Annotated in this window: 12 protein-coding genes; 5 read left to right on the top strand and 7 right to left on the bottom strand. The window is 39.5% G+C overall.

Annotated features, from left to right (window positions below; translation table 11 throughout):
- Positions 1-80: 80 nt before the first annotated feature.
- Positions 81-1,895 (bottom strand): UbiD family decarboxylase, encoded by a 1,815-nt coding sequence (locus PL_RS22510; protein ID WP_041879172.1) that lies wholly within the window; start codon positions 1,893-1,895, stop codon positions 81-83.
- 105 nt (positions 1,896-2,000) lie between these two features.
- Complete coding sequence (locus PL_RS22505) at positions 2,001-2,480, bottom strand: Dps family protein (protein WP_348620406.1); 480 nt, start codon at positions 2,478-2,480, stop codon at positions 2,001-2,003.
- Between the two features lie 186 nt (positions 2,481-2,666).
- Here PL_RS22505 and PL_RS22500 point away from each other — a divergent pair, with 186 nt between their 5' ends.
- Together PL_RS22500 and PL_RS22495 are read left to right on the top strand one after the other, a co-directional pair.
- On the top strand, positions 2,667-3,965 hold the full coding sequence (locus PL_RS22500) for a DPBB and LysM peptidoglycan-binding domain-containing protein (protein ID WP_041879169.1): 1,299 nt from the start codon (positions 2,667-2,669) through the stop codon (positions 3,963-3,965).
- The gene (locus tag PL_RS22495) at positions 3,955-4,608 is read left to right on the top strand and encodes a uridine kinase family protein (RefSeq protein WP_041879166.1); all 654 of its coding nucleotides are present in this window, start codon (positions 3,955-3,957) and stop codon (positions 4,606-4,608) included. Before PL_RS22500 ends, PL_RS22495 begins: the two co-directional genes overlap by 11 nt.
- Here PL_RS22495 and PL_RS22490 read toward each other — a convergent pair.
- Complete coding sequence (locus PL_RS22490) at positions 4,600-5,259, bottom strand: CoA transferase subunit B (protein WP_041879163.1); 660 nt, start codon at positions 5,257-5,259, stop codon at positions 4,600-4,602. The genes PL_RS22495 and PL_RS22490 overlap by 9 nt on opposite strands.
- Before the next feature lie 15 nt (positions 5,260-5,274).
- The gene (locus tag PL_RS22485; protein ID WP_041879160.1) at positions 5,275-5,976 is read right to left on the bottom strand and encodes a CoA transferase subunit A; all 702 of its coding nucleotides are present in this window, start codon (positions 5,974-5,976) and stop codon (positions 5,275-5,277) included.
- Positions 5,977-6,146: 170 nt separating this feature from the next.
- On the opposite strand from PL_RS22485, the gene PL_RS22480 reads away from it, so the two are divergent.
- The gene (locus tag PL_RS22480; RefSeq protein ID WP_052496103.1) at positions 6,147-7,505 is read left to right on the top strand and encodes a hypothetical protein; all 1,359 of its coding nucleotides are present in this window, start codon (positions 6,147-6,149) and stop codon (positions 7,503-7,505) included.
- A 1-nt stretch (position 7,506) separates the two neighbouring features.
- Here the strand turns inward: PL_RS22480 and PL_RS22475 are convergent, their stop codons facing one another.
- From PL_RS22475 to PL_RS22465, 3 genes are read right to left on the bottom strand one after another with little or no spacing between them, the layout of a single operon-like run.
- Complete coding sequence (locus PL_RS22475; protein WP_041879157.1) at positions 7,507-8,604, bottom strand: PQQ-dependent sugar dehydrogenase; 1,098 nt, start codon at positions 8,602-8,604, stop codon at positions 7,507-7,509.
- Between the two features lie 55 nt (positions 8,605-8,659).
- Complete coding sequence (locus PL_RS22470) at positions 8,660-11,032, bottom strand: endonuclease MutS2 (protein WP_041879153.1); 2,373 nt, start codon at positions 11,030-11,032, stop codon at positions 8,660-8,662.
- The gene (locus tag PL_RS22465; protein ID WP_041879150.1) at positions 11,016-11,672 is read right to left on the bottom strand and encodes a DUF4296 domain-containing protein; all 657 of its coding nucleotides are present in this window, start codon (positions 11,670-11,672) and stop codon (positions 11,016-11,018) included. Before PL_RS22465 ends, PL_RS22470 begins: the two co-directional genes overlap by 17 nt.
- Positions 11,673-11,743: 71 nt before the next feature.
- Between PL_RS22465 and PL_RS22460 the strand changes: the two genes are divergently transcribed.
- Both PL_RS22460 and PL_RS22455 read left to right on the top strand, forming a co-directional pair.
- A complete protein-coding gene (locus PL_RS22460; RefSeq protein WP_041879147.1) occupies positions 11,744-12,430 on the top strand; it encodes a YggS family pyridoxal phosphate-dependent enzyme in 687 nt (228 codons plus the stop codon).
- A gap of 5 nt (positions 12,431-12,435) precedes the next feature.
- Positions 12,436-12,894, top strand: coding sequence for a GNAT family N-acetyltransferase (locus PL_RS22455; protein WP_041879144.1), 459 nt, complete (start codon positions 12,436-12,438; stop codon positions 12,892-12,894).
- The last annotated feature ends 37 nt before the right edge of the window (positions 12,895-12,931 follow it).

Here is a 12,931-nt window from a genome sequence, read left to right as displayed (position 1 = left end):
CCGAAATTCGGAAAGGGGCCTTTTTGATTTAATCATATTCTCTTCCTGGCTTATGCAGAACACATAAACCGAATTCCTATTTACAGTTTAAGTTTAAACCTGTCAATATTAGCTTCAACCGCAGCATCTTTAATGAGTTCAGGCGCATGATGAGGTTTTTTCCTTGCATCGATAATTAACGGCCCCGTGCAACCCCAATGTTTGTCTTTGGTAAACTCACCTATTCCGTGAATGTCAGCCGCCGGATTACTTCTGGTAAAGGTTACCCAAACGAAATTATTAATATCAGCTGCAGTAAATGAGGCATCGTCGCATAATACAATCAAAACAATTCCATCAAGTATACTATCTCTTAACTGAGTATTCAGTGCCGCAACTGAAACCCTGGCTTCTTCAGGTGTGGTATAAGCACCTGCTGTGATTGCTATTACCCCTGGCATAACAAAATGAGGTGCTTCCAGCGAAGATGGCAAACTGAAACCTGCCGGCAATTCTTTAGCTAATTCTCTTCTGATTTCTCCGGCGGCGGCTAGCACTACTTTTGAACCGCTATTTAATCCTCCCCCACTGTAATCAAGCGTATCAATTGTGGTCTCCGTATAAAAATGCAAATCTCTCTTTAAATCAATACGGGATAATATATGTGTCAGAAAAGCTTCTATATCATGTGTATTCAACTGTTCGTTATCTTCACGTGCAGCAATAAGAACATACTTGGCAAGACTTAACTGATTTTTACCTAAAATATGATTGGCAATAGTCAGAATTTCCTGTGGTCTGCGTTCATTAAGGAACGGCGTGTATCGCTCACTGCCAATAGCAAATAATAAAGGATGTACCCCAGCTGCATCAACCGCGTTCACCTCTTTTAAACCATGTATTTCCTGTGGCAATGCCGATCCGGCAATTTCATGAATTAATGCTCCAAAACTGGTGTCTTCCTGTGGCGGACGTCCAACTACAGTGAATGACCAGATGGCATCTTCCTTATGATATACATTATGGACCTTCATTAAAGGAAAAGGATGAGTCAGGCTGTAGTAACCCAAATGATCTCCAAATGGTCCCTCCGGTTTATTTTCCTGCGGATACACTGTTCCTGTAATGATAAAATCAGCATCGGCAGACAGGCAAAATCCCTCTTCATCATAAAAATAACGAAAACGACGATTACCTAATGCACCTGCAAATGTCATCTCAGACAAACCTTCAGGTAAAGGCATAACTGCTGCAAGTGGATGTGAAGGTGGCCCGCCTACAAAAATACTTACCTTCAAAGGCACTCCTTTTGCATTCGCCTTAGACTGATGAACCCCTATCCCTCTATGGATCTGATAATGCAATCCGATCTCTTTATCTTTTATATAATCATTTCCTGCCAGCTGAATACGATACATACCCAGATTAGCATTCATTATCCCTGGTTTATTTACATCCTCTGTATAGACCTGCGGCATAGTCACAAAAGGGCCTCCATCCATAGGCCAGTTTACAATCTGTGGCAGCTGACTGATAGTTGTTTTCTTAAATGCAGATTTAAACAGGTGCTGCTGCATAGGCAGCGCTGAAAATGCGGTCAAACCAGCTCCGGCAAACTTAAAAGGATTCTTTAACGCTTTCATAGGATCAGAGCGAAGATCCACCAGCTGACTTACCCGGGGTAAGCTGTCACGGAACATGAATTTAGATCTTTCCAGCGTTCCAAACAGATTAGAAACTGCCGGAAACGGGCTGCCTTTGACATTTTCAAAAAATATCGCCGGCCCCTTTTGCTCATACACCCGAAGATGTATAGCGGCCATTTCCAAATAAGGATCTACTTCTTCTTTGATCCGGAGCAAATGACCATGTTTTTCTAAATCAGCCACACATTCGGCTAAACTTTTATATCCCATCAGGATCAAAGGTATTAAGATTTCTGGTTTGTAGCCCCCATTAAAACAGAAAAAACCATGTTTTCACATGGTTTTACAATAGAATTATGAAGAGCTTATGCCCAATTATTTTTTGCCTGCAAATGAGCGTAGCATCCAGGTAGTTTTCTCTTTAAACTGCATGAAACGGTTTACCATATCGTTACTTCCATCATCACCAGCAGCAGCAGTAGCATCCAGCAGTTCACGTTCTAACTGAATTAAATGAGCCATATCTTCTAATATAGCATCAACCATTGCCAGATCCTGCAAACCTATAGTATTTAGTTCTTTAATACCTGATTCCTTAATATAATCAGCAAAACGGCTATGAGGTGGTTTTCCTAAAGTTAAAACACGTTCTGCGATTTCATCAATAGTCAGTTGTGCATTGGTATATAGTTCTTCGAATTTAAGATGCAGTGTAAAAAAATTCTGTCCCTTAACATTCCAGTGACATCCTCTTAGCTTTTGATAATGAATATGATAGTTTGCAAGATAATCATTCAATAGATCCACTACTGGTTTAACTTGTTTCTCACTCAAACTAATTTCTTTTGCGTCCATAATGTATTTTTTATTTAATATTGGGGTTGTTAATCTATAATAAAAGAACAACTGCAGAACGCAAATGGTTTTGAAAAAAAACTATATGATACAATAGAGACATATATATCGTCGTTTTATATTCAAAATTGAGGCTCTTATATATTATTCGTATAATTGCCTACTTAATCACTCACAAGAACGTTAATGCAAAAATATTATATACCGTTATTATTTGGCCTTTTCCTCAATTTATCTGCAGTAAAGGCCGATAATCTAAGAGATTCAATAGGTGTTGAGAATCTACATGGCAAAAAACTTATTTTACACCAGGTCGTTGCAAAGGACACTTATTACTCCCTGGGCAGAAGATATAATGTTAGTCCAAAAGACATTATCGCTTATAACGAGAACAAATTCCTCTCTATCGGAGTTTTGATCAAAGTACCAACAAACATCCCTTTTTCAGGACCAGTTGCTGCCACACCGGTAAAAACTGAAGTAACCAAACATACTGAACCTGTTAAACAGGCAGTTGTAGTAAATAAACCAGCAGAAAATACCGCTACTGATCAAGGTAATTCAGAATTTACTGAACATGCCGTTCAGCCTAAAGAGAATTTAATGATGCTTGCCAGACAATATGGCACCACAGTAGCTGATATTAAACGGATCAACGACCTTAAAACTATAAATCTTAAGATCGGACAGATTCTAAAAATGCCTGTAAAGGCCGGAGGAGAAACTGCTTCATCAACTCCGCTGCAAAAAACACCTGTACAGACAACACCGGTTCAAACTGCTCAGACAAATCCTGCAGTAACTACTCCGGCGCATCCAACACCTCCGCCAGTACAGGTTCCCGTTCAGGAGAAAAAACCTGAAATTGTAAAAAAACAAGAAACACCTGTTGTTAAAACGGAACCGGTAGTTCTGGCCCGTCAGGAAAGCCCGGACAAAAATCAGTTCCTGGAACATATCGTTGCATCTAATGAAACGATGTATTCCATAGCAACAAAATATAACCTGACACTTGATCAGTTAAAAGCAAAAAACAACCTGACAACAAACTCTCTCTTTGTTGGTCAGAAATTACTGATAAACGGGCAGTATCCTGTTAAAGCTGAGCGAAATAGCAATGAAGACACCAAAGATGCAGATACCATAGAATCTGTTAAAAACCCCTCTTTGAGGCTTCCGGCAAGCCGTTACGGACTGAGCCAGATGGATGAAAAAGGTGCTGGCGTCTGGATCACAGATAAGGATCTTGACCCGTCAAAAATGCTGGTATTACATCGCTCTGCACCTATCGGAACTATCATGAAAATTACCAATCCGATGAGTAACAGATCTACTTTTGCGAAGGTTGTTGGTAAATTTACTGAGAATGAGTCCACAAAAGATGTTATTATTGTAGTCACAAAAGCGGTAGCTGATGCATTGGGCGCATTGGATAAAAGGTTTTTGTGCAATTTAACGTACAGTGGACAAGCGAATGAACAATAACAAACCCTATATAATAGGTGTTGCTGGAGGCAGTGGTTCGGGAAAAACATTCTTTTTAAAGTGTTTTCTCCACCATTTCAGTACAGAGGAAGTATGTTTAATCTCCCAGGATGATTATTACAAACCAATTGGTGAACAAAAGGTAGATGAAAACGGATGGGTCAACTTTGACCTCCCTGAAGGAATAGATGACACCAAATTATTGGAAGACTTAAAATTGCTTATTGATGGTCAGTCAATTTCAAGAAAAGAGTATACTTTTAATATCAACGAGGAGAGTGCACGTTTAATGAATATTACAAGTGCACCGATTATCATTGTAGAAGGATTATTTGTATTCCATTATCCGGAATTATCTCAGTTATTCGACCTTAAAATATTCATGGATGCAGATGAAGAAATTACGCTTAACCGCAGAATCTCAAGAGATGAGATAGAACGTGGTTATACCCGTGACATGGTTATGTATCAATGGGTTAACCACGTTATGCCTGCTTATAAACAATATCTGCTTCCTTACAAGGAATCCTGTCAGAAAGTTATCATTAACAATAAACATGTGGCTGAAGATATTATCACCACTTCTAAAGAGATATCAGACGAATTAAAAGAAACTATACTGACCTTAAAGAGATCAGTTTAAATCCATTTCTTTCACATCTGCCTCAGCGAATAACTTTCCTGAGGTAGATTGTTTAATAAAGTCAACACTCACCCCTGGTGCTCTTTCTATCAATCTGAAACCACCTTCCGGTAAAACATCCAGAACAGCTAACTCAGTTACTACCTTTCTGATACAATTCACACCTGTCAGTGGTAAGGTACATTTCGGAAGCAGCTTGCTTTCTCCTGCCTTATTAATATGCTGCATAGCTACAATAATATTTTTGGCCGAAGCAACTAAATCCATAGCTCCTCCCATCCCCTTCACCATTTTCCCGGGAATCTTCCAGTTCGCGATATCACCATTCTCAGAAACTTCCATTGCACCGAGTATAGTCAGGTCAATTTTCTGGCTTCTGATCATCCCAAAGCTCATTGCTGAGTCAAAAATAGAAGAACCAGGCAAGGTAGTAATCGTTTGTTTTCCAGCATTGATCATGTCCGGATCTTCCTCCCCTTCAAAAGGGAAAGGCCCCATACCCAGCAGACCATTTTCTGACTGCAGCACTACATTAACTCCATCAGGGATATAATTTGCTACCAGTGTTGGAATACCAATTCCTAAATTCACATAGTAACCGTCTCTTATTTCTTTAGCGATGCGTCTCGCAATTCCGTTCTTATCTAACATACAATATCTGATTGGTTAATTACGCGGTCTGATCGTGCGCTGCTCTATTCTTTTTTCGTAATCTTTACCCTGAAAAATACGGTGTACATAAACTCCAGGGGTATGAATATGATCAGGATCAAGTTCACCCGGCTCTACGAGCTCCTCTACTTCAGCAATGGTAATTTTTCCGGCCATAGCCATTACAGGATTAAAATTACGGCTTGTGGAACGGAAAACAAGATTACCGGCAGTATCACCTTTCCATGCTTTTACAATGGCAAAATCTGCTTCAAAAGCATACTCCATCAGGTAATCCTTTCCGTTAAAGTTTCTGACTTCCTTGCCTTCGGCTACTTCAGTACCTACACCGGCAGGAGTATAAATTACCGGCATCCCATAACCAGCTGCCATACAACGGGTAGCTAATGTACCCTGAGGAATTAATTCGACTTCTAGTTCTCCGCTCAGTAACTGGCGTTCAAATTCTGCATTTTCTCCTACATAAGAAGAAATCATTTTTTTTACCTGGCGGGTTTTCAGCATCAGGCCGATTCCAAAATCGTCGACACCTGCATTATTAGAAATACAGGTAAGTTCCTTAACGCCTTTCTTTACCAATGCAGCAATACACTTTTCAGGAATACCACACAGGCCGAAACCACCAAGCATAATCGTTTGTCCGTCTATAATATCGCGGATTGCTTCATCGGCATCCGCTACTCTCTTATTGATCATATATTTGGTTTGATCGCTAAATTATAGATAAAAACAGGCCCGGCAAAATATTAATGATTTATTAATATTTTTTATTACACTGATCTGTTTAGGAACAATTTCGTACAATTGTCAAAGAAACCAGCAAAGCTCAGCCAATTAAATCAGCCACAGTCTTTAAAAAATTCAAGATGGGATATTTCAAAATACTACCGTTCCTGCTACTTAGCCTTTTCTCTTTTAATACTTCTGCACAGCAGAAATCCAGCTCATATATTAAAGATCAGAAAACAGGCTGTCGGATTGTGGATGAAAATAATTCACCCGAAATCAGTATCACCTGGACCGGAGCCTGCAAAGACAATTTTGCAGAAGGTTATGGGATTTTAACCTGGTACACACTCCATAAAGAGAGTACAAAATATGTGGGAATGCTGCATAAAGGAGAATTGAATGGTAAAGGAAAATTCACATTTCCGGACACGCAGTTCTCACTGGAAGGAAATTTCGTTAATGGAATTATGGAAGGAAAAGGCAGAACCACCTTTGCCACAGGACTTAAAATGGATGGAACTTTTTCAGATGGCCGTTTTTTCATCCTGGATGAACCCTACCTGAGTAAACTTAAAAACAATAAGACTTCGCTAACTGACAGCACAGCAATCTATATCAATGAAGGGACACAAAATCCACTGTTCTATTACAGTTTGCTACCCGAAGGATCGGTTAAAAGCACACTGGTTTTACTACCCAGCAGTGGTGAACTTGTTGAAAATGTGATTAATTGTAATAAGCAGCTCATCCAGCTGGCTACCCGGCAGAACATACTGGTTATTGTTCCTTCCATTAACCATGACCGTGGTATGGATGATGATCAATTAGCTTTAAATTTTTTAAATACTGTTTTTAAAGAGGTTATAACTAAATACACTGCCCCGTCAGATAAATTTGTACTGAGTGGTTTTTCCAACGGAGGTATGATTGCTTTGAGATATACAGAACTGGCCAGGGAAAACCGCAGTCGGACTACAATAGTACCTTGTGCAGTTTTAGGCGTTGACCCACCCGTAGATATTGCAGAGCTTTATAATTCATCCAGAAGAGACTTAGCCATGAACGAAGGCAGAGCAGGCCTGACTCCGGCTAAACAGAATGGACTAAGAGAAGCAAAATTCATTGTAGATTTCTATGATAAAACTTATGGAGGTCCGCCAGAAAAATATCCCGAACAATATAGCAAACGGTCTATATTTTCAAGATCACAAAGAGACGGTGGTAATGCAAAATATCTGATTGATGTCCCGGTAAGAATCTGCTCTGATCCTGATATCTTATGGGCAATCAAAGAAAGAAACCGGGATTATTTTGACATGAACGCAGCGAGTTTATCCGCCATGATTAATATATTAAAATTACAGGGCAATCAGCGGGCAGAATTCGTACCAGCCATTGGCAAAGGATACCGGTTAGATGGGACAAGACATCCGCATTCCTGGTCTATAGCAGATCCTCAGGACTGCATTCAATGGATAAAAGAAGTAACCAGGTAAATTATCGCGCAGAAATTTCTATGATCTGGTCATTTGTTCCATTGCTGGTTGCAACGTATACTTTTCCTTCCGGTGACTGACAGATTGCTCTTAACCTGCCAAACTGGTTTTGCAGAAAATCTCTGGCCGCAGTAATCTTACTACCCCCTTCATCCAGTTTAAGCTGTAAAAGTCTGGATCCTTTAAGCGCAACGACCAGTAAAGAGTTTTTCCACTGCGGAATATAGTCCGAATTGTAATAAGTTAAGCCTGATGGTGCAATTGTAGGCGTCCAGTTCATCATAGGTTCGGCAATATTATTCAGGGCACAGAAGTCTTTTTCGACAGCCGTATTACAGAAGCCCTCTACATTTGACCAACCATAATTTCTGCCTTTCTGAATCAGGTTAATTTCATCATCATTATCAGGCCCGTGTTCAGAAGAATACAATTTGTTATTGGCTTGTACCAGTCCCTGGGGATTACGGTGTCCATAAGTCCACAGTGGGTTATTTGGCAAAGGATTATCAGACGGAATAGAGCCGTCCAGATTCAGCCTTAATATTTTCCCGGATAAACTACCTGTATTCTGTGCCTGAGCTGCTGCATTGGCATCACCTGTGGTGATTAGCAATTTAAGATCCGGAGTAATCAGTAACCTGGAGCCATTATGTATGGAAGATGCTGGAATCTGATCCAGTAAAACCAGCGGCGCAACAAATACACCGTTATTAAAAGTAAAACGAACTACTTTCCCTTTATAACTATTACCTGAGCCATAATCATAAACTACGTAAACATAAGGATTACTGCTGAACTGCGGATGTAATGCCATTCCCAGCAATCCACCTTCTCCCAGGCTGTTTACTTCTGCAATGGTATGTACTAAAGTGATGACCCCGTTAAGCGGGTTTAACCGGCTGATTTTACCAGCCCTTTCGGTGAACCAGATAAAATTATCTGGTCCGTATATGATCTCCCATGGAAACTTCAGGGATTGGGTAAGTACCTCCGTTTTGATATCAGCATCCGGTAATGCTCCCGGGCTCTCATTATTTGTGTTTTTTTCACATGCTGAAAGAAAAAACACAATAAAAAATAAAGTAAATATTATTTTCATATCAGGATGTTTATGTGTTATACAAGATAAACAATCCTAAATGAATTATGTTTAATTAATTGAAATACACGTAGGTAATACCATCACCACCCCGGTCTGCATGCTCATCTTCGACACGGTTTACCTGACTGTATTTTCTCAGATATTCCCGGATTAACTTTCTTAAAATGCCATCCCCTTTTCCATGAATCAATTTGATAAAAGGGAAGCCCAGCATAATAGATTTGTCCATGTATTTTTCCACTTCCTGTATTGCATTTTCTCCGCGCATTCCACGCAGATCTAGTTCTGCAGTAAAGTTTCCTATAGCTTCAGATATTCTGCCCGAGAAAGAATTGCTCTGCACTACTTTCTTAGCCTGCTTGTTGCTGATTTTCTGTACACGATCTTTCTTAACTACAGAACGCAGATCTCCTAATGCCAGGACTAAATTGCCCCGGTTGATCTCCAGTACCTGTCCCGTTGTTTCTGTATTAATCAGCTGTACCCAGTCACCAACTTCGATAGGCGTATTTGAAGGGACTGCCTTTTCAGGTTTCTTTTCTTCCTTAACCTGATGCTGTACCAAAACCTTTTGCAGATTCTGTCTCAGCTGTTTGGTCACAACTTTATCGGCCTGATTTTCTTTGATACCGGCAATTGTATTTTCAACCAGTTTATTAGCGTTTTTAATAATAGTCTGCGCCTCAAGCTTCGCTTCTTTGATCAGGGTTTTCCTGTTTTCTTCCAGAAATTGCTGCAATTCCTCATTTTCCTTAACCAGGTTCTTTACTTTATTCTGCTGCGTGGAAAGCTGAATTTTGGTATCATAAATCTGTTTCTTCTCTCTTTCCAGATCAACCAGTAAACTATCTATCCGGTTCTGGTTTGTTCCGGTCTTTTCCCGGGCCAGTGCCAGTACTTCTTTTTGCAGTCCGATATTCTGCGCAATCTCAAAAGCATAAGAACTGCCCGGTTTACCTATTTCCAGCACGTACAAAGGCTTCATTTTATCATTATCGAATAACATGGAAGCATTTTCCAGTCCCGGCGTATTCCCTGCAAATAATTTCAGGTTAGAGTAGTGCGTTGTCATCACCCCTCTTACTTTTTTATTATTCAGTACTTCCAGAACCGCTTCGGCCATTGGTCCGCCAAACTGCGGATCAGTTCCGGTACCAAATTCGTCAATCATAACCAGCGACTTTGGTGTGGCATGCGCTACGAAATAACGCATTTTGGTTAAATGCGCACTATAAGTACTCAGGTCACTTTCTATACTCTGATCATCACCGATATCGGCAAATATGTTATCAAATATTCCAACCTCACTGGATTCATGCGCAGGTATCAGCAAACCCGATTGCAGCATTAACTGCAACAAACCAACAGTTTTCATACAAACTGATTTTCCACCCGCATTGGGCCCTGAGACCAAAACAATCCTTAAATTTTCATTCATATGAATATTCAAAGGAACAACCGTTTTCTTATCTTCTTTAAAAGATAAATACAACAGCGGATGTCTTGCATTGATCAGCTTAATTCTTGGTTCTGCTACCAGTACCGGCATATCTGCTTCAACCTCAATTGCAAATAAAGCTTTAGCCCTTACAAAATCAAGTTTGGTTAAAAAGCCATGATAAGAAAGCAGCAGTGGCGTATATGGTCTTAAATCATCAGTCAGCGCAATCAGAATCCTGATAATCTCCCTTCTCTTATCAAATTCCAGGTCTCTTATCTTATTATTCAGTGTAAATACAACCTCAGGTTCCATGTACACGGTCTGTCCGCTGGCAGATTCATCATGAATGAATCCTTTGAGTTTACGCTTATTTTCAGCAAGAATAGGAATACAAATTCTGCCGTCCCTGATCGTTAAACTTCCGTCTGCTACCCAGTTGCTGGCAACAGCCTGCTTGTAAATAACGTCCATCCGTTTACGTACCTCCTGTTCACCCTTGGCAATATCACCAATGATTTCCTGTAATTTGGGCGAAGCATTTGGTTTGATTTTACCTTTAGCATCAAGAACCGTCTCTATCTTTTTAAGGATGTTTTTTTCTACTGGCAAATGCTCAAAAAGAGCTTCCAGATTTGGGTAAACATCTTTTCTTTCGTCAAAAAAACGCAGTACCGAAAAAACCGTTTGCAAAGAAAGATAAATCTGGAACAATTCATCTTCCATGAGATAACTACCTTCCACTCTGATTTTTTCAGCGAGTGATTTAATATCAAAAAAAGTACTGATCTGCAGTGGCTCCTGGTTTTCCAGGATATTTTTAAATTCTTTAGTTTGTCTTAAAAATTTATTAATCTGATCATATTTATTCATCACCTGCATTTTGCTGACCATGTATTGTCCCATCGGACTCAGGCAATGCTTCAGGATGAGTTGTCTGACTTCAGTGAAGCCAAGTCTATCTAAACAATTATCGGGGTATATCATTATTACTTATCTTTTTAGCTGCACCGGCATCAATTCCATTTTTTGGAACAGCTGCCTGACCTGCGCGCTCTTTTAATTTTTTAGCCTCTGCTTTTTTCGCCTTTTTCAATTCCGCTACTCTGGCCAGACTATCTTTTTTAACCTTTTTGGCTGCTTCAATACGGGTCTTTTTGATCAGTGCTTCAGCTTTTGCCAGACTATCTTTTTTAGCTGCAGCCTCCCTGATCACCCTTTGCGGATCAGCTTTATCCAGGCTATCTTTTTTCGCCTTTCTGATCGCTTCAATTTTCTTTAATCTCTTAGCATTGATTTTATCCTCTTTCTCTTTTACCTTTTTAAGTTTTGCCGTAATCTTTTCATACATGACATTTAAAACCTCAGGATGATCATAATAATAGTTCATGCTTCTGGCATAAAGTGAAGAATCTATATCAAATCTCTTATAAATACCTTTATAATAAGCGGCGCTGATGTTTTTTGCAGAATCCGGTGCCGGAATAGTGGAAATATAACCGTCAGTGATGTGAATATCATATAAGACCTCTTCCATTCTCTCCGGCTGAATGATATTAGAAGGTATACCTGGCTTACATCCTCCAATGCCGATCAGCAGCAGGCAAATGCACAAAAAGTTTCTCATTGTGTATAAAACATTATTTTTTCCGTAGCTATTTGAGCTAAGGTTGTTAATTTTACCAAAAATACTGATAAATGAGCATAGCAGATAACTTATTAAAATATAAAAAGGAATTAGAAGGTGAAAATGTCGAATTAATTGCCGTATCCAAATTCAATGATGCAGCAGCAGTTCAGGAGGCATACGATGCAGGACAGCGAATTTTCGGAGAAAATATTGTTCAGGAATTAGTTGAAAAACAGGAAACTTTGCCTAAAGATATTCAGTGGCACATGATTGGTCATCTGCAAACCAATAAAGTTAAATACATCGCGCCTTTTATCAGCTTAATTCAGTCAGTTGACAGTTTGAAATTACTGGCAGAAATTAATAAACAAGCTGCAAAACAGAACAGGGTGATTGACTGTCTGCTGCAGATTTATATTGCCGATGAGGACACAAAATTTGGTCTGGATTATGCCGAGACTATTGAATTACTGAGATCAGAAGAATATCTTGCAATGAAAAATATCCGGATCACGGGTTTGATGGGTATTGCCAGTAATAATGCTACTGAAAAACAAACCAAAGATGAATTTCAGGAACTGAATGTATTGTTTGATGGTATTAAGACAAGCTTTTTCAGAAAAGAAGATTCATTCAGAGAACTGTCTATGGGAATGTCGGGTGATTATAAATTAGCGATCGAAGAAGGCAGTACGATGGTAAGAATAGGCAGTAGTATTTTTGGCGTCAGAAAAATCAAACATTATAAAGCATAAACCTAATGAATATTCAACTCAGATTTGCAGTACAAGAAGATTGCCCGCGTTTGCTGGAGCTGATTAAAGAACTGGCGGAATACGAAAAAGCACCAGAAGAAGTTACAGTTACCTTAGCAGAATTTATAGAAGCCGGATTTGGAAAGCAGCCCGTATGGAAAGCTTTTGTAGCAGAAGATGCCACAGGAATCCTTGGTTTCGCATTGTATTATACCAGATACTCTACCTGGAAAGGCTGCCGCTTATATTTAGAAGATTTTATTGTTACTGAAAGTCAGAGAGGAAAAGGATTAGGCAAACTACTGTTTGAAAGAGTCATGAAAGAGGCAAAAGACAACAATTATAACGGAATGACCTGGCAGGTACTGGACTGGAACGAACCGGCTATAAATTTCTATAAGAAATACAATGCCCATATTGAATCAGGCTGGTTAAATACTTCATTCAGTAAAGACCAGTTATAGAAACCATTCCTTATACGGAAATCAAAGATATATTGAA

The organism is Pedobacter lusitanus (assembly GCF_040026395.1).
Lineage (GTDB): Bacteria > Bacteroidota > Bacteroidia > Sphingobacteriales > Sphingobacteriaceae > Pedobacter > Pedobacter lusitanus.
Note: the sequence above shows the minus strand (reverse complement) of the source record. Positions and strands in the feature narration are given on the sequence as shown.